18 protein-coding genes, 1 tRNA gene and 1 pseudogene are annotated in these 20,768 nt (G+C 70.3%); 12 read left to right on the forward strand and 8 right to left on the reverse strand.

Annotated elements, in window-relative coordinates; genetic code table 11:
- Positions 1-48: 48 nt before the first annotated feature.
- The 4 genes from serS (at position 49) to ACFQRJ_RS00680 (ending at position 4,468) form a co-directional block, all read left to right on the forward strand.
- On the forward strand, positions 49-1,311 hold the full coding sequence (gene serS, locus ACFQRJ_RS00665) for a serine--tRNA ligase (RefSeq protein ID WP_377015976.1): 1,263 nt from the start codon (positions 49-51) through the stop codon (positions 1,309-1,311).
- A gap of 141 nt (positions 1,312-1,452) precedes the next feature.
- Positions 1,453-2,319 (forward strand): HAD family hydrolase, encoded by an 867-nt coding sequence (locus ACFQRJ_RS00670; RefSeq protein ID WP_377015978.1) that lies wholly within the window; start codon positions 1,453-1,455, stop codon positions 2,317-2,319.
- A 96-nt stretch (positions 2,320-2,415) separates the two neighbouring features.
- Positions 2,416-3,777 carry a TrkH family potassium uptake protein gene (locus ACFQRJ_RS00675; RefSeq protein WP_377015980.1) on the forward strand — a complete coding sequence of 454 codons (1,362 nt, stop codon included), beginning with the start codon at positions 2,416-2,418 and terminating at the stop codon, positions 3,775-3,777.
- Positions 3,770-4,468, forward strand: coding sequence for a potassium channel family protein (locus tag ACFQRJ_RS00680; RefSeq protein WP_377015982.1), 699 nt, complete (start codon positions 3,770-3,772; stop codon positions 4,466-4,468). The genes ACFQRJ_RS00675 and ACFQRJ_RS00680 overlap by 8 nt, the downstream gene beginning before the upstream one ends.
- A 75-nt stretch (positions 4,469-4,543) precedes the next feature.
- Here ACFQRJ_RS00680 and ACFQRJ_RS00685 read toward each other — a convergent pair whose 3' ends face one another.
- From ACFQRJ_RS00685 to ACFQRJ_RS00695, 3 genes are all read right to left on the reverse strand, one after another.
- Entirely contained in the window at positions 4,544-5,491 is a 948-nt protein-coding gene (locus tag ACFQRJ_RS00685) for an NAD(P)H-quinone oxidoreductase (RefSeq protein WP_377015984.1), read from the reverse strand.
- 2 nt (positions 5,492-5,493) lie between these two features.
- Positions 5,494-6,471, reverse strand: coding sequence for an MDR family oxidoreductase (locus ACFQRJ_RS00690; protein ID WP_377015986.1), 978 nt, complete (start codon positions 6,469-6,471; stop codon positions 5,494-5,496).
- 150 nt (positions 6,472-6,621) lie between these two features.
- Positions 6,622-7,029 (reverse strand): VOC family protein, encoded by a 408-nt coding sequence (locus tag ACFQRJ_RS00695; RefSeq protein WP_377015988.1) that lies wholly within the window; start codon positions 7,027-7,029, stop codon positions 6,622-6,624.
- A 279-nt stretch (positions 7,030-7,308) separates the two neighbouring features.
- Between ACFQRJ_RS00695 and ACFQRJ_RS00700 the strand changes: the two genes are divergently transcribed.
- From ACFQRJ_RS00700 to ptsP, 4 genes and pseudogenes are all read left to right on the forward strand, one after another.
- Positions 7,309-7,399 (forward strand) — tRNA-Ser (locus ACFQRJ_RS00700).
- Between the two features lie 48 nt (positions 7,400-7,447).
- Positions 7,448-8,425: an Ldh family oxidoreductase gene (locus ACFQRJ_RS00705; RefSeq protein ID WP_377015990.1), complete on the forward strand. Its 978-nt coding sequence runs from the start codon at positions 7,448-7,450 to the stop codon at positions 8,423-8,425.
- 118 nt (positions 8,426-8,543) lie between these two features.
- Positions 8,544-9,542 (forward strand): annotated as a pseudogene (locus ACFQRJ_RS00710) (proline racemase family protein).
- Positions 9,543-9,680: 138 nt separating this feature from the next.
- Positions 9,681-11,399, forward strand: a complete 1,719-nt coding sequence (ptsP, locus tag ACFQRJ_RS00715) for a phosphoenolpyruvate--protein phosphotransferase (RefSeq protein ID WP_377015992.1) — start codon at positions 9,681-9,683, stop codon at positions 11,397-11,399.
- 337 nt (positions 11,400-11,736) lie between these two features.
- Here the strand turns inward: ptsP and ACFQRJ_RS00720 are convergent, their stop codons facing one another.
- The 3 genes from ACFQRJ_RS00720 to ACFQRJ_RS00730 form a co-directional block, all read right to left on the reverse strand.
- The gene (locus ACFQRJ_RS00720; RefSeq protein ID WP_377015994.1) at positions 11,737-12,009 is read right to left on the reverse strand and encodes an HPr family phosphocarrier protein; all 273 of its coding nucleotides are present in this window, start codon (positions 12,007-12,009) and stop codon (positions 11,737-11,739) included.
- 97 nt (positions 12,010-12,106) lie between these two features.
- Positions 12,107-13,249, reverse strand: a complete 1,143-nt coding sequence (locus tag ACFQRJ_RS00725; protein ID WP_377015996.1) for a mannitol-1-phosphate 5-dehydrogenase — start codon at positions 13,247-13,249, stop codon at positions 12,107-12,109.
- Between the two features lie 7 nt (positions 13,250-13,256).
- Positions 13,257-15,332: a PTS sugar transporter subunit IIA gene (locus ACFQRJ_RS00730; RefSeq protein ID WP_377015998.1), complete on the reverse strand. Its 2,076-nt coding sequence runs from the start codon at positions 15,330-15,332 to the stop codon at positions 13,257-13,259.
- A 271-nt stretch (positions 15,333-15,603) separates the two neighbouring features.
- Here ACFQRJ_RS00730 and ACFQRJ_RS00735 point away from each other — a divergent pair, with 271 nt between their 5' ends.
- Positions 15,604-15,936: an ArsR/SmtB family transcription factor gene (locus tag ACFQRJ_RS00735; protein WP_377016371.1), complete on the forward strand. Its 333-nt coding sequence runs from the start codon at positions 15,604-15,606 to the stop codon at positions 15,934-15,936.
- Positions 15,927-16,607, forward strand: coding sequence for a cation transporter (locus tag ACFQRJ_RS00740; protein ID WP_377015999.1), 681 nt, complete (start codon positions 15,927-15,929; stop codon positions 16,605-16,607). The genes ACFQRJ_RS00735 and ACFQRJ_RS00740 overlap by 10 nt, the downstream gene beginning before the upstream one ends.
- 14 nt (positions 16,608-16,621) lie before the next feature.
- Here ACFQRJ_RS00740 and ACFQRJ_RS00745 read toward each other — a convergent pair whose 3' ends face one another.
- Positions 16,622-16,933, reverse strand: a complete 312-nt coding sequence (locus ACFQRJ_RS00745; protein WP_377016001.1) for a putative quinol monooxygenase — start codon at positions 16,931-16,933, stop codon at positions 16,622-16,624.
- A gap of 244 nt (positions 16,934-17,177) precedes the next feature.
- Here ACFQRJ_RS00745 and ACFQRJ_RS00750 point away from each other — a divergent pair, with 244 nt between their 5' ends.
- The gene (locus ACFQRJ_RS00750; RefSeq protein ID WP_377016003.1) at positions 17,178-18,128 is read left to right on the forward strand and encodes an ion transporter; all 951 of its coding nucleotides are present in this window, start codon (positions 17,178-17,180) and stop codon (positions 18,126-18,128) included.
- 61 nt (positions 18,129-18,189) lie between these two features.
- Here the strand turns inward: ACFQRJ_RS00750 and ACFQRJ_RS00755 are convergent, their stop codons facing one another.
- Positions 18,190-19,134, reverse strand: a complete 945-nt coding sequence (locus ACFQRJ_RS00755) for a helix-turn-helix domain-containing protein (RefSeq protein WP_377016005.1) — start codon at positions 19,132-19,134, stop codon at positions 18,190-18,192.
- 91 nt (positions 19,135-19,225) lie between these two features.
- Here ACFQRJ_RS00755 and ACFQRJ_RS00760 point away from each other — a divergent pair, with 91 nt between their 5' ends.
- Positions 19,226-20,722, forward strand: coding sequence for an alpha-glucosidase/alpha-galactosidase (locus ACFQRJ_RS00760; RefSeq protein ID WP_377016007.1), 1,497 nt, complete (start codon positions 19,226-19,228; stop codon positions 20,720-20,722).
- The last annotated feature ends 46 nt before the right edge of the window (positions 20,723-20,768 follow it).

Below are 20,768 nucleotides of genomic sequence, written 5' to 3' on the forward strand. Positions count from 1 at the left end.
ACTGACGCCGGCGCACGACTACCACGTCGCCGCAGGTACCCTGGTGCAATGATCGATCTGCGGCTGCTGCGCGAGAACCCCGATGCCGTCCGCGACGCCCAGAGGGCGCGCCGGCGCGACACGGCCACCGTCGATGCCGTGCTCGAGGCGGATTCCCGCTGGCGCGAGACCACCGCCGCGTACGAGTCCGCCCGCGCCCAGCAGAAGGCCTTCGGCAAGAAGGTCGCCCAGGCCCAGGGCGAGGAGAAGCAGCAGCTGCTGGCCGAGGTCAAGCAGCTCTCCACCGACGTCAAGCGCCTCGAGGCGGAGACCGCCGAGGCCATCGCCGCGCGGGATAAGGCGCTGCGCGAGATCCCGAACCTCGCCGAGGGCGCCCCCGAAGGACTCGAGGAGGACTTCGAGCTGCGCGAGACCGTCGGCGAGGTTCCCACCTTCGAGCACCCGGTCAAGGACCACCTGGAGATCGGCGAGGGCCTGAAGGCGATCGACATGGCCCGCGGTGCGAAGGTCTCCGGGGCCCGCTTCTACTTCCTCACCGGCGTCGGCGCCCAGCTGGAGCTGGCGATCCTGAACTCCGCGATCGACCAGGCCACCAAGGCCGGATTCACTCCGATGATCACCCCGACCCTGGTGCTGCCGGAGTCGATGGAGGGCACCGGCTTCCTCGGCGAGCACGCCGACGAGGTCTACCACCTGGACAAGGACGACGACCTCTACCTCGTCGGCACCAGCGAGGTGGCCCTGGCCAGCTACCACAAGGACGAGATCCTGGACCTCTCGGACGGTCCGCTGCGCTACGCCGGGTGGAGCGCCTGCTACCGCCGCGAGGCCGGCAGCTACGGCAAGGACACCCGCGGCATCATCCGCGTCCACCAGTTCCACAAGGTCGAGATGTTCTCCTACTGCCGCATCGAGGACTCCTACGAGGAGCACGAACGGCTGCTGGAGTGGGAGCGGGAGATGATGGCGCGGATCGACGTGCCCTACCGGATCATCGACACCGCCGCCGGCGACCTGGGCACCTCCGCGGCCCGCAAGTACGACTGCGAAGCGTGGATGCCCAGCCAGGAGACCTACCGCGAGCTGACCTCGACCTCGAACACCACCCAGTTCCAGGCACGGCGGCTGAACATCCGCGAGCGCACGGAGGACGGGCTGCGCCCCGTCGCCACGCTCAACGGCACTCTGGGTACCACTCGCTTCATCGCAGCGATCCTCGAGAACCACCAGCAGGCCGACGGATCCGTCGTCGTCCCGGAGGGCCTGCGGCCCTACCTCGGCGGCCGCGAGATCTTCGAGGTCCCCGCCTGAGACCGTCCCTGCCCGAGACCACCGAGATGCCTGAACTGAGACGCTGAGATGACCGCGAAGAACACATGGCGCCGAATGCTCGGCAGTCTGCGACACCGGCGGTTCACCCGGACGTCAGATGCTGCTGGGACACTGCCCGACATGGACGCCACCACCGTGACCACCGACCGGGACACCACCCGGGAGCGCCTGGCCGAGCATCTGAAGGATCTCGCCGGCAAGCGCCTGCTGATCGGCCTCGACGTCGACGGCACCCTCGTCGACCACGACGGCACCATGTCCCCGCCCATGCGCCAGGCGCTGCAGCAGGCCGCCGACGAGCAGATCGTCGTCATCGCCACCGGCCGCTCCATCGGCGCGACCCTCCCGATCGTGGAGGCCGCCGGCGTCACCCGCGGCTACGCGGTCTGCTCCAACGGCGCGGTCACCCTCGAGATGGATCCGGAGGCCGACGGGGGCCATCGCGTGATCGACACCCGCACCTTCCAGCCCGGCCATGCGCTGCGCACGCTGCGCGAGGTCGCCCCCGATGCGCACTACGCGGTCGAGAAGGCCGACGGGACCTTCCACTCCACCGCCGGATTCCAGGACGCCAGCTTCGGCGTCGAGGCCATCGAGAGCCCGCTGGACGACCTCATGGAGCTGGAGGCCGTGCGCGTGGTCGTCCACGTGCCCGACCTGACCCCGCAGGAGTTCAGCAAGGTCATCGCCGAATCCGGCGTGCACGGCGTGGAGTACTCGATCGGGTGGACGGCGTGGCTGGACATGGCCGCCCCGGGCGTCTCCAAGGCCAGCGCCCTGGAGGAGGTCCGTTCCCGGCTCGGCGTCGAGCAGGCTCACACGGTGGCCGTCGGGGACGGCTTCAACGATACCGAGATGCTGACCTGGGCCCGCGTGGGCATCGCCATGGGCCAGGCCCCGCAGGGCGTGAAGGACACGGCCGACACCGTCACCGAATCGGTCTACGACGACGGCACCGTGCTGGTCCTGGAGTCATTGCGAGCCTGACCATGTCCTGGGCAGATGGTTCCGGTTTCGTCTCGGCCCCACATCGTCCACGACCCCGTGTCGGTGCGTGCGCGCAACAGGCGTAGCATTCCGCGCGTGCTGTTGACCAGAACCGCACGGACCCCGGTTGCGGACCGGCGCCCGCGCCCCGCTCGCACCGTCCTGCTGGCATTCGCCGGCGCCGGGATCTCCGGGACCCTCCTGCTGCTGCATCCGGGCGCGACCACGGGCCCCGGTGGTGCCACGGTGATGGAGGGTCTGTTCACCGCGGTCTCCGCGCTGTGCGTGACCGGCCTGATCGTGGTGGACACTCCGGTCTACTGGAGCGGCTTCGGGCAGGGAGTGATCCTCGCGCTGATCCAGATCGGCGGCTTCGGCGTGATGACCTTCGCCTCCGTGATCGGCATCGCGGTGATCCGCAAGCTCTCCCTGCGTTCGAAGCTCACCGCAGCTTCCGAGGTCAAGAGCTTCGGCATCGAGGACGTCCGCTCGCTCGTGATGAGCGTCGTACGGCTCTCCCTGCTCATCGAGGCGGTCGCCTCCCTCATCCTGACCCTGCGCTTCGCCCTCGCCTATGACGAGACCTGGGGACGTGCACTGTGGCTCGGAATCTTCCACGGCGTCTCCGCTTTCAACAACGCCGGGTTCGCCCTGTTCAGCGACAGCCTCATGCCGTTCGCCGGGGACCCGGTGATCCTGCTGACCGCGAGCACCGCCACCATCCTGGGCGGGATGGGGTTCCCGGTCCTGATGCAGCTCGGCAAGCAGCTGGGCACCCCCCGTCTGTGGACGATGAACACCCGCATCGTCGTCGCCGCGACGCCGCTGCTGCTGGTGCTGGGCACGCTGTACATCACGGCGCTGGAATGGGCGAACCCCGAAACCCTCGGAGGGATGCCCCCGCACCTGCGGGTGCTCAACGGCTTCGCGATGTCGGCCCAGACCCGCACCGCCGGGTTCAACAGCATCGACACCAGCGCCATGGACCCGGCCACCTGGCTGGGCATCGACATGCTCATGTTCATCGGCGGTGGCCCGGCGGGCACCGCCGGCGGCATCAAGGTCACCACCTTCGCCGTCGTGTTCTTCCTGATGCTGGGTGAGCTGAGGGGCGCCGGCGCCGTGACGGTGTTCGGCAAACGGCTCTCCCGCGCGGTCCACCGCCAGGCGATCACGGTGATCGTGCTGGCGCTGGGACTGGTCGCGGTCGCCACCATCGTGCTCATGGTGCTCACCGACTTCACCCTCGACGAGATCCTGTTCGAGGTGTTCTCCGCCTTCGGCACGGTGGGGCTGTCCACCGGCATCACCGCCGACCTGCCCCGGTCGGCTCAGCTCGTGCTCGTCGCGCTGATGTTCATCGGCCGGCTGGGCCCCATCACCGCTGCCTCCGCGCTCGCTCTGAGGCCGCGGCAGCTCCTCTACGACCTCCCCAAGGAAAGGCCGATCATTGGCTAGGCACAGACTCTTCGGCGGAACCGATCCGGCCCGCGTCGCCTCGGAGAATGCGGTGGCCGTCATCGGCCTCGGCCGCTTCGGGCAGTCCCTCGCGGTCGAGCTCATGGAGGACGGCGCCGAGGTCCTCGGGATCGAGGCCCACGAGCACATCGTCCAGTCCCTCAACGGGCAGCTGACCCACGTCGTCGCCGCCGACGCCACCAACGAGCAGGTGCTGCGGCAGCTCTCGGTCAACGAGTTCGATCGGGTGGTCGTGGCCATCGGCAGCGACATCCAGGCCAGCATCCTGGTCACCTCGCTGCTGCTGCGCTTCTCCATCCCGCACATCTGGGCGAAGGCCGTCAGCGATGCGCACGGGCTCATCCTCGAACAGCTCGGCATCCCGCACGTGGTCTATCCCGAGAAGGACATGGGGCGCCGCGTGGCCCACATCGTGCGCGGCAGCATGCAGGACTTCATCGAGATCGACGCCGACTTCGCGATGGTCAAGACCGAGGTGCACCCCTCCTTCGCAGGCTCCCGGCTCGGGGACTGCCACATCCGACGCAAATACGGAGTGACGGTGACCAGCGTGAAGCATGCGGGGGAGCAGTGGCAGCCCACGACGGCGGACACGGTGCTCAAGCTCGGCGACACCATCCTGGTCACCGGCCCCACCCGGCAGGCGGAGAAGTTCAGCCGGATCGGCTGAGGTCGGCGCAGGTCGACGCTGGCCGACGGGGGCGGACCTGGCCTGACGCTAGCCGGCCGCTCGTCCTCGGAGGAGTCAGGCGTCCCGAGCCGCGACCTGGAGTATCACCTTGCCCAGATGGCCGCCCTCGCGGAGCACGTTCTGTGCCGCCGCGGCCTCTTCCAGCTCGAACGTGGCGTGGATCGGGACGCTCACGGTGCCGTCGGCCAGCATCGGCCACACCAGCTCCCGGGTGCGCTGGAGGATCTCCCGCTTGGACTCCGTCGGCCGTGAGCGCAGAGTGGTGCCGATGACGCGGGCCCGCTTGCCCATGAGCATCCCCACCGGCAGCTCGCCGCTGGCGCCGCCGAGGGTGCCGATGATGATCAGCCGGCCGTGCTCGCGCAGCATGGTCACGTTGTCGGCGAGTGCCGGACCACCGACGATGTCGAGGATGACGTCGGCCCCGCCGGCCTCCCGCGCCGCGTCGGGCACGTCCGTGGTGTGTCGGTTCCAGGCGTGATCGGCACCCAGCTCCCGCACCTGCGTGATCGCCTCGTCGGAGCCGACCGTGGTCATCACGCGCGCCCCGAGCTGGCGGGCGATCTGTATCGCCACGGTGCCGATGCCACCGGTGCCGCCGTGGATCAGCACCGTCTGCCCGTCGGCCAGGCCGCCCTCGAGCACGAGGTTGGAGACGACGGTCGCGCACACCTCGACCACGCCCGCTGCGTCGGTCAGATCCATGTTCTCGGGAGCGGGCAGCAGCTGGCCCTCGGGGACCGCGACCACCTCGGCGTAGCCGCCGCCGGCCAACAGCGCCACCACGGCCTCGCCGGTGTCCCGGCGGCGGCCGGAGACCTCGAGGCCGGGCAGCTCGGAGGCACCAGGAGGCGGCGGGTACTTCCCGGCGGTCTGGGCGACGTCGGCGCGGTTCACGCCGGCGGCGACCACGTCGATGAGCACCTCGCCGGGGGCGGCCACGGGTTCGGGGAGCTCGGCGAGCTCGAGCCGGTGGTCCTCGGTGATCGTCATCGCGCGCATGCTCACAGCTCCGTATCCACGACGGTGCGCCCGCGGACCTCACCGGCGAGGATCCGCTGGGCGTAGGGGATGGTCTCGGACAGTCCGATGCTCGTGGTCATCGAGTCGAGGATCTCCGGATCCAGTTCCTGGGCCAGGGCGTCCCACGCCCGCTCACGCATCGCGCGCGGCGCATCGACGGAGTTCACGCCCGCGAGGGTGACGCCCCGCAGGATGAAGGGCAGCACGCTGGCGGGCAGGTCCGGCCCCTGGGCGAGTCCGTAGGCCGCGACGGTGCCGCCCCAGGCGGTCTGCGCCAGGACGTTGGCCAGCGTCGTGCTGCCGACCGCGTCGATCGCGCCCGCCCAGCGCTGCGACTGCACGGGCCGGCCGGGTTTCTCGCTGAGCTCGCGCCGGTCGACGACGTCGGCCGCCCCGAGCTCGCGCAGGTACTCGCTGTTCTCCGCGCCGCGCCCGGTAGAGGCGACCACACGGTACCCGCGAGCGGCGAGCAGGGCGATCGCGACGGATCCGGCGCCGCCGGAGGCGCCCGTGACCAGGATGTCCCCGTGGTCGGGAGAGATCCCGGTGTCCTCCAGGCGCAGCACGGAGAGCATCGCCGTGAATCCGGCGGTGCCGATCGCGGCGGCGCGCTCTGCGGAGAGGTCCGCGGGCAGCCGCACCAGCGCGTCGGGACGCACCCGCGCGCGGGTCGCGAAGCCGCCGTGTCGGGACTCGCCGATGCCGTCACCATTGAGGATCACGAGGTCCCCGGCGGAGTACTCCTCGACTTCGGAAGCGGTCACCCGGCCCACGATGTCGATGCCGGGGATCAGCGGGAAGGTGCGGGCGATGCCCTTGCCGGCGATCGCCATCCCGTCCTTGTAGTTGTAGCTGGAGAACAGCACGTCGAGCTCGACGGGGCCCTCGAGCAGCGACTCGTCAGCCTCCTCGTCCAGCCGGGCGTCGGCGCCCTCGGCCTCGATCAGTACGGCACGCATGGCGCGTTCCTCTCCCTCGGCGACAGGTCCCCTCAGCCTATTCGCGATCGCGGGCGTGTGGATCGGGGCAGCCCGACGTCCCGCCGGTGGTCCCTGCTCCCTGGAGATGCGGGGCCCCGGTTCTGCCTCGAGGGACTCGGCGCCGCCACGTCAGGTGCTCGGGGGGTGCTCCGCGATGCAGAAGAGGTTCCCGTCGGGATCAGCAAGGGTCGTCCACTGGACGTGAGGGAACTCGTCGAGAACATGCCATCGGACGGTGGCACCGAGCGTGACAGCCCGCGCCACCTCGGTATCTCGCCGCCCCCACGGCACTGTCAGATCGAGGTGCGCGGCCTGTCGCTCCGGGCGAGCACCATTCATCGGCTGGAGGAATAGACCGAAGCCGTTCTCTCCCGCAGGAGCGATGTACACGCTCTCGCCACCCGGATGAGACTCGCCCCCGGTGATCTGCGACCAGAAGTTGGCAAGCCGATGAGGGTCCGATGCTTCGAGGTTGTATGCGCCCAGCGTTATCGATGGATATGTCATAACCCTGATCGTCTCAGGGCGCGAGGACATCTCCTGTCCGCAGACCGTGCCCGACACAGCCATCCGGTCGGCACCGGCGAGCGGGCACCGGACTGCGGTGGCGCGTCGTGTCGCTCTCGAACCGTGGAATGCAGGCCCGCGGCCATGTTGCCGTCGTCGTCCGTTCCGACTGTGTGGGGGAGGGGCCGTCAGTCGCGTATCCTCGTCTGCGCCGCCCCTGAAGGGTCAATCACGCAGATCGTGTCCAGCTCGCCTCCCGTCGTGGGATGTCGGCGCACGGTTCCGGCTCTGACCGCGAGGGCGCGGCCGGGAGGGTTGTCAGAGCGGCCGAATGAGATGGTCTTGAAAACCATTGTGCGGTAACCCCGTACCGCGGGTTCGAATCCCGCACCCTCCGCCACGGATCGACCGCGAGCTGGCTGGTCACGCTCCGATATCCTGATCGGATATGACCTCGCCAGTAGCCTCCCGTCAGGTGTCCCTCGCCGACCTCGAACCGCTCTGTGCCCGCGCGGTCCGTACTGCCGGGGGCTCGCTGGAGATGGCCGCCACCCTCGCGACAGCGACCGTCGAGGCCGAGCGGCGCGGGAAGAGCGCTGTGGGCGCGGCGCATCTGGTCGATTATCTCGATGCTCTCCGCGACGGGCGGCTGCACGGGGGTGCCCGCCCCCGGGTGGAGCGTCCGCGTGCGGCTGCGGTGCGAGTCGATGCGGATCGGGGCACCGCTCAGCTCGCCTACGACCACGGTGCCAGGCACCTCGTGGAGGCGGCGCGCCGCTGCGGTGTCGCGGTGCTGTCGATGCACAGCGCCTTCCCGGCCGGCGAGCTCGCCTTCTACGCCTCCCGCACCGCCCAGCAGGGGCTGGTCGCTCTGGTCTGCGGCAACTCGCCGGCGCTGATGGCCGCCTACGGATCCCGCCAGGCTGTCACCGGGACCAATCCGCTCGCCTTCGCTCTGCCTCACAGCTCGGGCCCGAGGGTCTTCGACCAGGCGAGCAGCGCGACCGCGTGGGTAAGGGTCCGCGAGGCGGCACAGCGCGGGGAACCGATCCCGCCCGGGTGGGGTCTGGGGCCCGACGGAGAGCCGACGACCGACGCGAGCGCCGCCCTCGCCGGGGCGCTGCTGCCGTTCGGCGGTGCGAAGGGCGCCAACATCGCCATGATGATCGAGATGCTGGCGACGATGTCCGGCGGCACCTTCTCCCTGGACGCCGCCCCGTTCGACTCCGGTAGCACGTCCCCGAGCCTCGGGCTGTTCATCGCCGCCATCGACCCGACGGCGTTCGAGCCGCGGTACGAGGAGCGCATCGAGGAGCATCTGACTCGGCTGGCCGCGGAACACGGCGTCGACGTCGGCCGCCGCAAGGCGCCGCTGACCGAGATCGACCTGCCCGAGGATGTCTACCAGAGGCTCGCTGCCGTATGACGGTCGCCGCACGGTCGACGCCGTGCCCCTCCGGACCCTCCCGCCCGACATGGCAGGAGCCCGGGACCCTCGGTGATTCGGCCCCCTGCACCAGCCCGCACGAGAGAAGAGACCGACCATGAGGACCACGCGAATACTTCACACGATCGACGCGCATGTCGGCGGCCTTCCGGTGCGCGTGGTCACCGGCGGTGTCGGCCCGTTTCCCGGAGCGAGCATGTAGGAGCGACGCCGGTGGTTCATCGCGAACTCCGACGAGTTGCGCACGTTGCTGCTGTGCGAGCCGCGTGGGCACGCCTCGATGTCGGGGGCGATCCTGCAGCCGCCAACACGCGATGATGCGGATTGGGGCGTGCTGTTCATCGAGGTCACCGGGGTGCTGCCGATGTGCGGGGCGGGAACCATCGGTGTCGCGACCGTCTTGGTCGATACGGGCATGGTCGCGGTGACCGAACCCGTCACCACCGTGCGGCTGGACACCCCGATCGGGCTCATCACCGCCGAGGTCCAGGTGCGCGAAGGCAAGGCCGAATCCGTCACCATCGCCAATGCTCCCTCCTACGTCTACGCCGAGGACCGTGGCCTGGACGTGCCCGGTCACGGCGTCGTGCCCTGTGACGTGGCCTTCGGCGGCAACTTCTACGCTTTCGTCGACCTCGAGGCGCTCGGGCTCTCGCTCGAGGACGACGAGCCGGGGCGGGTGATCTCCGCCGGGATGGCGGTGATGAGCGCCGTCGACGAGCAGATTCCCATCCACCATCCCGAGCACGGGCCGACCCCCTGCCACCACGTGGTGCTGCTCGCCCCCGGTTCCGATGCCCGCAGGACGCGGCACGCCCTGGTCATCCACCCGGGGTGGATCGATCGCTCGCCCGGCGGCACCGGCACGAGCGCCCGGATGGCCATCCTCCACGCCCGGGGCGAGCTGGGCCTGAACGCCGACTACGTCTCCGAGTCGTTCATCGGCACCGAATTCACGGGTCGGCTCGTCGGCCGTACGACCGCGTACGGGCGCGATGCCGTGCTGCCCGCCATCACCGGCAAAGGTTGGATCGTCGCGACGTCCCAGATGCTGCTGGATCCTGCCGACCCGTTCCCTGCGGGCTTCGCGGTCTGAGCGCGGCCGTGCCGCCACCGGCCCGACGCGTAGCATGAGCGTGTCGTCGTTCGAGGTCGCGCGGGCACTCTCGGCGTGACGGGGGTGCCTGCCGCCCCTTGCGACACCTCACCAGGACCCCCGAAGGAGAAGTCAGCGATGGCCCAGTACACAGGTGTTGCCGTCAGCCCCGGCCGCGTGGTCGGCACCGTCCGCTCGATGGCCCCGCCGGTCGCGGAGCCGCCCGCGAACGAGAAGCTGCCCGAGGGCGCGGACCCCTCCGCCGAGGCCGCCCGCATCCCCGAGGCGGCCGCCGCCGTGCAGGCCGCGCTGACCCGGCTGGCCGAGCGCGCCTCGGGCGACGGCAAGCAGATCCTCGAGGCCACCGCCCAGATGGCCGCCGATCCGTCCCTGTCCCAGACCGCCCAGGGCTTCGTGATCTCCGGCGGCAAGTCCCCGGCCCGCGCCGTGTGGGAGGCCGGTGACCAGGTGGCCACCATGCTCGAGGGCCTCGGCGGTTATATGGCCGAGCGCGCCACGGACGTGCGCGACGTGCGGGCCCGCATCGTCGCCGAGCTGCGCGGCGAACAGGCTCCCGGCATCCCCGACGCCGAGGAGCCGTTCGTGCTGACCGCTGTCGACCTCGCCCCGGCCGACACCGCGACCCTCGACCCCGAGCGCGTCCTGGCCCTGATCACCTCGGACGGCGGTCCGCAGTCCCACACCGCGATCCTCGCCCGCCAGCTCGGCCTGCCGGCGATCGTCGCCGCCCAGGGCATCCACGACATCGCCGACGGCACCGAGGTGTTCGTCGACGCCGGATTCGGCACCATCACCGACGACGTCACCGACGAGCACCACCGCTTCGCCGCCGCCTGGAGCGAGCTGCAGAAGAACCCGCTGACCTACGAAGGCGGCGGGGCAGTGCTGACCGATGGCACCCGCGTCCAGCTGCTGGCCAACATCGGCGGCGCCGCCGACGCCGAGAAGGCCGCCGCCGCCAACGCCGACGGCGTCGGCCTGTTCCGCACCGAGTTCCTGTTCCTGGACCGCGAGGACGAGCCCTCCGTCGCCGAGCAGACCGGCGCCTACGCCGAGGCCTTCGCCCACCTGCCCGGCAAGAAGGTCGTGGTGCGCACGATCGATGCGGGCGCCGACAAGCCGCTGCCCTTCCTCACCGAGGCCGACGAGCCGAACCCGGCCCTGGGCGTGCGCGCCTACCGCACCTCCTGGACGAAGCGCTCCGTGCTGACCAATCAGCTCGACGCGATCGCCGCCGCGGCGAAGGAGACAGACGCGAAGCCCTGGGTGATGGCGCCCATGATCGCTACGGTCACCGAGACCGAGGACTTCGCGGCCCTGTGCGCCGAGCGCGGCCTGAGCCCGGCCGGGATCATGGTCGAGACGCCGTCGGCCGCGATCACCGCGGACCGCCATCTGGGCGCCTGCGACTTCGTCTCGATCGGCACCAACGACCTCACCCAGTACACGATGGCGGCGGACCGTCAGCTGGGGTCCCTCGCGCATCTGAACAACCCGTGGCAGCCTGCGGTCCTGTCCCTGGTCAAGGCCACCTGCGACGGGGCACGCGCCGCCGGAGGGGACCCGGACGCCTTCGGGGAGAGCGCGAACAAGCCCGTCGGTGTCTGCGGCGAGGCCGCCGGCGACCCGGGGCTGGCCGTGGTGCTCGTGGGCCTGGGCGTCAACAGCCTGTCGATGACCCCGCGCTCCCTGCCGGCCGTCGCCAGAGTGCTCTCGACGGTGGACCTGGCTCAGGCCAAGGAGCTGGCCGCGAAGGCGGTGGCCGCCCGCACCGCCGAGGAGGCCCAGCACGCTGTCCGTGCCGGCCTGCCGGTCCTCGGCGAGCTGGGGCTGTGACGGGCTGAGACCCAGCGCCCGGGCGCGAACTCCAGCCTCCCGGGCTTCGACAAAAATTGGCCGTCAGCGTCGAGTCACCCCCGATACAGGCGGTGCTCCTGCGCTGACGGCCAATTTGTTGTGGTGGTGCCGGTGCCGGTGCCGGTCGCGGCCTACCGGGCCTGCCTGCCTGGCCGGGGCCTACCGGGCCTGCTTGCCTGCCTACCTGCCTACCGGGCCTGCCTGCCTGGCCGGGGCCTACCGGGCCTGCTTGCCTGCCTACCTGCCTACCGGGCCTGCCTGCCTGGCCGGGGCCGACCGGGTCTGGCGGCAGGCCCAGCCCGCCGTGGACCGCGCCTCACTCCTGGGCGTCGAGGTCCTTCTCGAGCAGATCCGCCAGCGCGTTGACCGACTCCTCGGCACCCTCGCCCTCGGCGCGCAGCGTGACCTCGTCGCCCTGCGCAGCACCCAGGGTCATCAGCATCAGCATGCTGGAGGCCTGCACGGCATTGCCGCCGACCTTCTCGATGGTCACGGTCGCAGGCTGTTCGCCGGCGGCCTGCGCGAAGATCCCTGCGGGACGTGCGTGGAGCCCGGAGGCGCTGGCGATCGTGACGGTGCGCTCTGCCATGTTCTCTGCCTTTCGATGGGCCGCCGCGGGGTCGCGACGGTCTCTCGGCGCGAGGTCCCGCGCCGGTGCGTATGGGTGCGGTGTGGAATATATCCGCTCAGAGCGCGGACTGCCGGGCCGCGATGGCGTCCCGTACCTGTGCGAACAGCGGATGCGACTCCTCGAGTCCCGTGATCGCGGTGGCGGCGCTCTCGGGACCCTGGGAGCGGAGGATCTCCTGCAGCCGGTCGGCCTCGTCGTCTCCGTCCGGTGTGAAGGCGAGGGCGGCGGAGAACGAGGCCAGGAGCCCATCGGTGCCCAGGCCCAGCTCGGCGAGCTCCGCGGCCGGGCCGATGATCCGTTCGTGCCGGGAGAGTTTGCGCAGCGGCGCTCGTCCCACCCGCTCGACGGGGTCCGGCAGGTGCGGGTTGGCGAAGCGGTTCATGGCTTTGGCCGCGTACTCGGCCTGCGTGTCCTCGTCGAAACCGTGCTTGGCCACCAGCAGTGCGGAGGTCTCGGAGAGCACGGCCTTGACGCGGCCGTGGACCCGGCTGTCGGAGACGGCATCGGCGATCCTCGCGTGCCCCGCCGCCCAGCCGTGCCAGGCGGCGGTGGCGTGGCCGGTGTTGACGGTGAAGAGCTTGCGCTCGATATAGGGGCCCAGATCCTCGACCCAGGTGATGCCGGGGACGTCCGGCTCGTGGCCATCGAAGGGACGGCGGTCCACCGCCCACTCATGGAAGTCCTCGACGATCACGTCCAGGCCCGTCCCCGCGGGCTGGACCGGGACGATCCGGTCCACGGCCGTGTTCGCGAACAGAGCCTTGTCCTCGAGATCCTCACCCTGGTAGCCGGCGCGGATCTCCTGCTCCAGCAGATCGGTGGCGTTCAGCGCGTTCTCGCACGCCATCACCGCGACCCGGGGTGCCCCGTCCGGGCGGGCCGCGATACCGGCGGCGATCGCCGGGGCGACGAAGCGCAGGATGTGCGCGCCCACGGCCGTGGTGACGACGTCGGCCGAGGCGATCTCCGCCGCCAGCGCGTCGGCATCCTTCGTGGAGTCGATCGCTCGGAACCCGTCGACCACGGTCTCGTCCGGGCTCTGGCCGACGGTGCGGACCGTGTATGAATCCGCCTCCTGCAGCGAAGCGATGAGCTCGTCGGCGACGTCGGCGAAGACCACCTCGTACCCTGCCTCGTGCAGCAGCAGTCCCACGAACCCGCGGCCGATGTTCCCTGCTCCGAAATGCACTGCCTTCATGGTCGGTTCACTCCTCGTCGTCGCTGAAGATGGCCAGGATCTCCTCGGCCGTGGTGGCCTCTTCCAGGCGGGTGACCTGGGCGGGGTCGGAGAAGGTCATGGCGACCTTCTGGAGCAGGGTGAGGTGCTCGTCGCCGACCCCGGCGATCCCGATGACGAACTTCGTCTCGTTGCCGTTCCAGTCGATGCCGCCGGGGTAGCGCACGAACGACATGGCCGAGCGCTTGATGGTGGACTTCGCCTCGTTGGTGCCGTGGGGGATGGCCAGGCCGTTGCCCATGAACGTCGAGACCGATGCCTCCCGGTCATGCATTGCGGCGATGTATCCCTCGTCCACGGCCCCTGCGGTGACCAGCAGGCCACCGGCCTCGTCGATGCCGGAGGCGGAGTCCGTCGCGCTGCCGGAGAGGACGATGCTGGCGGGGGAGAGGATCTCCGGTTCGGCGGCATGGGCGTCAGGGGCGACATCGGATGCGTCCGTCTCCGGGGCCGAGGCTGCCGCAGTGCCGCTCTCAGGCGCGGCATCGGGGTTGTTGCGCTGCTCGACCAACTCGACCACCTCGTCGTAGCGCGGGGAGTTCATGAACTGGTCGACGCTGACGTGCACGGCGGAGCCGGTGCGCTGGCGAGCGCGGTCGGTCAGCTCCTTCTGGGTGACCACCACGTCCCATTCGTCGGACAGGCTGGAGATCGCCTTGTTGGTGACCTCCACGTCGTCGAAGCCGGCGGCACGCACCTTCTTGCGCAGCACGGTCGCGCCCATGGCGGAGGAGCCCATGCCGGCGTCGCAGGCGAAGACGATCCGCTGGATGGGACCCGTGTGGCCGGAGGCGTCGGTTGCGCCTGCGACGGCGGCGGTCCCCGCTCCGGCACCGGTGAGGGCGCCCGAGACCGAGGACTTCTTGCCCTTCATCTGCTCCATCTTCGCGGTGGCGCCGGCGATGTCGCCATCGTCCTGCTTGCCGATGCGCAGCAGCAGCGCCGAGAGCACGAAGCTCACGACCGCTGCGGCGAGCACCGCCAGGGCGACGCCGAGATACGAATCGCGCGCGGCGACGCCGAAGATCGCGATGATCGAGCCCGGGGCGGCGGGGGCGATGAGACCGGTGCTGAAGGCGACGTTGACCGCCACGCCTGCCATGCCGCCGCCGATCGCGGCGAGGATCAGGGCGGGCTTCATGAGCACATAGGGGAAGTAGATCTCGTGGATGCCGCCGAAGAACTGGATGATGGCGGCGCCGGGAGCGGAGGCGCGGGCGGCCCCGCGGCCGAAGAAGGTGTAGGCCAGCAGGATGCCGACGCCCGGGCCGGGGTTCGCCTCCAGCAGGAACAGGACGGACTTCCCGTTCTGTCCGACTTCGCTGAGGCCCAGCGGGGTGAGGACGCCGTGATTGATGGCGTTGTTGAGGAAGAAGACCTTGGCGGGTTCGATGAGGATCGAGACCAGCGGCAGCAGGTGGGCGTTGACCAGGGACTCCACGCCGGCTGAGAGCAGGTTCATCAGGCCGTTGACCAGCGGGGCGAGGCCGAAGAAGCCGGCGACCAGCAGGAGGAAGCCGACGATGCCGGCGGAGAACATGTTCACGAGCATCTCGAAGCCCGCGGGGATGCGCTCCTGCCACAGCTGGTCGAGCTTCTTCATCACCCATGCGGCCAGCGGCGCCATGATCATGGCGCCGATGAACATGTGCACCTGACCCAGGGCCTGGAACTCGGACTCAGGGTTGCCACCCGCGAGCCACTGCTCCAGCGCGCGGGCGTTCTCCTGGTCGATCAGCCAATCCGAGCCGGCGATGACGCCCATGGTGGCGATGACGCCGACCACGGCACCGCGCGCCTCGTAGATCATCCGGCCACCGGTGTTGGCGATCAGCAGCGGCAGCAGGTAGTGGATCATCGGGCCGACGACGCTGGCCAGCGGCTCGTTCGGCGTCCAGCCCTCGGGGATGAAGAACGCGGTGAGGATGCCCCAGGCGATCAGGGCGGGGATGTTCGGCATCACCATGTTCGACAGGGAGGTGCCGACCTTCTGCAGGGCCACGCGCGGGGAGAAACTGCGGGGCGCCTCGGTAGCTGTGGTCATCACATGTCCTCGTAGACAGCGGTGGCGACGCGGCGTCGCCACGGTGGGACGTGCGGCGCGCCGGTCGGCGTGCCGGGCGGCAGGGGTGCCCGAGGCGGAGCGATGATCCGCGGGGAATCACGGGAGGGAACCTGCCGGTGCCGTCGAGTCTATGCCGTCCATCGCCCCTGGACGCACCGCCTCACCGGCACGTTCCGCGGCGCCGGGCACGAGCGGCCGCGAGACGAGCAGAACCTCACAGTACAGAGAGTCGTGTATTGTCTCTCGCGTGATCGAGACCGCTGACCGCACCCACACCGCCTCGCTGGCCCGGCTGGGATATGCGCTGGCCGACGACACCCGCGCCCGCATCCTGCTGGCGCTGCGGGAGGCCCCGGCCCTGCCCAGTGACCTGGCCGACGCCCTGGGCGTCTCCCGCCAGGTGATGTCGAACCAGCTCGCGTGCCTGCGCGGATGCGGGCTCGTCGAGCGGGAGCGCGAGGGCCGACGGGTCTGGTACCGGCTCGCCGATCCCCGCCTGGCCGGCGCGCTCAGCGAGATGCTGCGTGCGTGCCTCGCCCTGGACCCCGAGTGCTGCACGGGAGAGGAGTGCCGATGCCTGTGACCACGACCGGCCCGGATGCCGCGCGCCGCGCCGTCCTGCAGCGCCGGATCCGCTGGATCGTCGCGGCGACGATCACCTACAACGTCATCGAGGCCGTCGTGGCCCTGACCGCCGGGCGGATCGCCTCGTCGGCCGCCTTGGTGGGGTTCGGGCTCGACTCGATCGTCGAGGTGCTCTCCGCCGCGGCCGTGGCGTGGCAGTTCGCCGGGCCCGATCCTGACAAGCGTGAACAGGTGGCGCTGCGCGTGATCGCCGTGTCCTTCTTCGCGCTGGCCGCGTTCGTGACGGTCGATGCGACCAGGTCACTGCTGAGTGCGGACGCGGCGGAGCATTCGAGCGTCGGCATCGCACTCGCCGCGGTCAGCGTGATCATCATGCCGGCCTTCTCCTGGTTCGAGCGCCGCACCGGCATGGAGCTGGGCTCACCGTCGGCCGTCTCCGACTCCAAGCAGACCCTGATCTGCGCGTACCTCTCGGCGGCGGTGCTGATCGGGCTGGTGCTCAACAGCGTGCTGGGCTGGGGGTGGGCCGACGCGGTCGCCGCGTTCGTGATCGCCGCCTTCGCCGTGCGCGAGGGGCTGGAAGCCTGGCGCGGTGACGCGTGCAAGCAGCCGATTGCGGCGCTGACCGGGGAGATCGAGCCGCACGAGGACCCGCACGACTGCTGCTGAGGAAGGGTCCGGCCTCAGAGCCGGCCCTGGGTCTCCGTGCCGGCGGCGATCGGGGTCATGCGGGTCACCAGCGTCGGCTTCTCGATGAGGTCGGCGATGTCCTCGTTCAGCAGCGTCACGGCCTCTCCGCCGGCGTGCGTGCCGAGATCCTCCGCGCTCGTCCACTTCTCGATCATGGTGATCGTGCCGTCCTCGGCGTCGTGGATGGCGTAGAGCTCGCAGCCCTTCTCCTCGTGCACGGCGGCGATCCCGCGCTGCATGGCGTCGGCGAGATCCTGCTTCCTGTCGGGCTTGGGGTAGAACACGGCGGTGACGACGACGGTCATGAGGGCTCCTTCGGCCGATGGCGGATCGTGGCGGCGAACCTATCAGCCGGTGTGCTGGGAGCGTTCGCCCTGACGAGCATGCGGACGAGGCGCTGCGACGGGCCGGAGGCACCCAGGACATGCCGGACCTCGCCCAGTACCCTGACGCGGTGAATGCTCCTCGCGGGTGACGGTGAGCCCCGGGGGACGACGAACCGGGCGGGGCCGTGTCGAGGCCTCCCAGCAGGAGGGGTCGGAACAGGTGATGACGTCATCAGAGTCATCGGGGGTCGGATGGCGCGAACGTGTCGACGGCTTCGTCGAGCACGCGTCCGTGCAGCGTCTGGTCGTCGGTGTCATCCTCGCCAACGCGGCGATCCTCGGCCTGCAGACCACGCCCTGGGGGCACGGCCGCGGCGACGCCCTGCTCACGGTGCTGGACTCGGTGTGCCTGACGGTGTTCGTCATCGAGCTCGCCCTGAAGCTCGTCGCCAAGGGTGGGCGCTTCTTCCGCTCCGGCTGGAACGTCTTCGACCTGATCGTGGTCGCGATCGCGCTGATCCCGGAATCCGGCGGGCTCTCGGTGCTGCGCACGCTGCGGGTGCTGCGTCTGATCTCGCTCGTGAAGCGGCTGCGCTTCGTCATCGAGGCGCTGGCCGGCGCCATCCCGGGCCTCGCCTCGATCGGTGCGCTGCTGGGGCTGATCTTCTACATCGGCTCGGTGATGGCCACCTCCATGTTCGGCCAGACCCACCCGCAGTGGTTCGGCAGCATGGGCGATTCCGCGTACACCCTCTTCCAGGTGCTCACGCTGGAGAGCTGGTCGATGGGGATCGTGCGCCCGGTGATGGAGACCCATCCGTGGGCATGGGCCTTCTTCATCCCGTTCATCCTGCTGGCCGCCTTCACGGTGCTGAACCTGTTCGTCGCCGTCATCGTCGATTCCATGCAGCATCTGCGCGACAACCCCGAGGCCTGGCCCGAGCAGGTCGCCGCGCACGAGTCGGGCCCCGCACCGGCACACGAGGCGGGCACGGCGCCGGCGCGTGAGGAGAGCGTCGCCGCGCATGAGGAGCGCCCCGCACCGGCGCATCACGAGCTGACCGAGCTGCGAGCTCAGGTCTCGACGCTGCAGGCGGATCTCACGGACGCCCTGGAGATGCTGCGCGAGGTGCGCGAGGAGCAGCGGTCCGCCAGCAGCCTGGAGGAGAGCTGAGGGCGCGACTCACTGCACATGACGGAGGCGCCGACGGCTCCGCGCGCGAAGCCGTCGCGGCCTATCCCGCGAGGCGGCGGTATTCCCGCGGCGGCATCCCGCAGGCGGCGGTGACGTGCGCGTAGTAGCTGCTGAGTGAACCGAACCCGGAGGCCGCGGCGATCTGGGCCGACGTCATCGACGTGGTCAGCAGCAGCCGCTGCGCCTCCGCGACCCGGCACATGGTCACGTAGTCCCCGAGCGTCACCCCCACCGCGCGGCGGAAGACCGTCATCGCATGCGAGGGCGTCAGATGCACCGCCGCGGCGATCTCGCCCACGGTCAGCTCCTCCCGGAAGGAGGCGACCACGAACTGCGCCATCTCCATGACGTGCCGGGCACGAGGCGACGGCGCGGGCTCAGACGGCGCGGGCTCAGACGGTGCGGCCTCATCGGCCGCGTCTGCCAGGCCGTGGCGACTGCTGTGGCCCGTCGGATCGCGGTCGGCGTGTTCCTGCTCGGCGGCACCCTGGCCGGCATGCCCCGGCGTGGCGGCGCCGGAGCGCACGACCCGGCGGATCATCGCCTGGATCTCGAGCAGGGCGAGCTCCGCCTGCTCCGGGTCGCGGTACTCCTCGAGCCAGGTGGAGACCATCTGCTCCAGCCGGCGGCCCAGGGCCCCCGCCTCGATCACCAGCGGCTCCATACGGGCCAGCTCGGCGAACTCCTGCTGGGGGAGGTTCCACGACAGCGCCGTGGACAGCGGCACGTGCACCCAGCACACGTCACCCGGGCACGACCCGACCAGGCCGTGCGGCTGCGCGGCCCAGAACATCGCGATGTGCCCCGCCGGGACGACCAGCTGGCGGCCGGAGATCAGATACCGCAGCTGTCCGCTGAGGACCACATTGAGCTCGATGTCGTTGTGGCGGTGCATGGATTCCATGCGCGGCGGGGTGCCGCGTCGGCACCACAGGGCCGGTTCCTGCGTGATGACCGGATCGGGCGTGAATGACTGCGTCGTCATGGCCGCACTGTACGCCCGGGATCGAAGGATCCTGGAAGTTCCGCGCAGGATGACGCGAGAACTCCGGGAGCCCACTGCCTAGCGTGAACGCATGACTTCGACAGTGCCGTCCTCCGCGCCCGCCCCCTCATCCGCTTCCTCCACGTCGCCGGCCGCGCAGCCCGCGACCGCCCCGTCGGCCGACCGGACGTTCCTGCCCGCCCCGAAGATCACGATCATCGGTGCCGGTGGCTTCGTGTTCCCCTTCCGCCTGATCGGGGACATCCTCAGCTTCCCGGCGCTGCGCGAGGCGACGCTGTGCCTGATGGACATCAACCCCGACAAACTCGGTCCGGTCGCCCGCGCCGCCCGCGAACTCGTCGATCACCACGGCTTCCCGACCACCATCGAGGAGACCACCGACCGTCGCGCCGCCCTGGAGGGGGCCGACATCGTCATCATCACCTTCCAGGTGGGCGGCGTGGAGTCCTACCGGCACGACGTCGAGATCCCGCGGAAGTACGGCATCGACCAGACCGTCGGCGACACCGTCGGCCCCGGCGGTGTGTTCCGCTTCCTGCGATCCGTGCCCGCCTATGAGGCGATCGCCGCCGACGCCCTCGAGGTGTGCCCGCAGGCGACGTTCATCAACTACGCCAACCCGATGGCGATGGCGACGGCGTTCCTGAACTCCAAGGGGCTGCGTACCGTCGGCCTCTGCCACAGCGTCCAGGGCACCACCCGCATGCTGGCGCGCACCCTCGAGGTGCCCTACGAGGAGATCTCCTACCGCTGCGCCGGCATCAACCATCAGGCCTGGATCCTCGAGTTCATGCACGGCCAGGAGGACCTCTACCCGAGGCTGCGCGAGGTGATGGCAGCGCGACACCAGCGCGGCCGCGCCGCCGCCGAGCTCGCCGGAGACGACGGCGACCACAGCGAGGCCGCCGAGACCGCCAGCACCTACGAGGGCGGCAACGAGCAGGTCCGCACCGCGATCATGGAGGCCTTCGGCTACTTCCAGACCGAATCCAGCCACCACGCCTCCGAATACCTGCCCTACTTCCGCAAGAATCCCGAGCTGACCGAGGAGTTCATCCCCGAGCGCTGGGACTACTACGAGATCTGCGCCGCCCATGACGACCAGGGCGACATCGACGGCCAGCTCACCAAGCTCAAGGCCGAGCTCGCCCCCTCTCTCGAGTACGGCGCCCAGATCATCAACTCGATCGTCACCGGCACGCCGAGCGTCATCCACGGCAACGTGCCCAACCACGGCGCACTGATCGAGAACCTCCCCGCCGATACCTGCGTCGAGGTGCCCTGCCTGGTCGATGCGCGCGGGGTCCAGCCCACCGCGATCGGGCAGCTGCCCCCGCAGCTCGCCGCGGTCAACCGCACCAACGTCAATGTGCAGACCCTCGCGGTGCGCGCCGCCCTGGACGGCGACGTCGAGCACGTCCACCACGCCGTGGCGCTGGACCCGCTGACCGCCGCGCAGGTCACCCTCGACCAGGCCCGCGCGATGACCGAGGAGCTGCTGGCCGCGCATGAAGAGCTGTTGCCGGAGCCGCTGCGCCGAGGGGCAGGGGAGCACGGGGTGAGGTGAGCGCCCGCCGCACGTGAGGGTCCGCGACTCAAAGGAGAGTGACAGC

Source organism: Brachybacterium sp. GCM10030252, from assembly GCF_042666535.1.
GTDB lineage: Bacteria > Actinomycetota > Actinomycetes > Actinomycetales > Dermabacteraceae > Brachybacterium.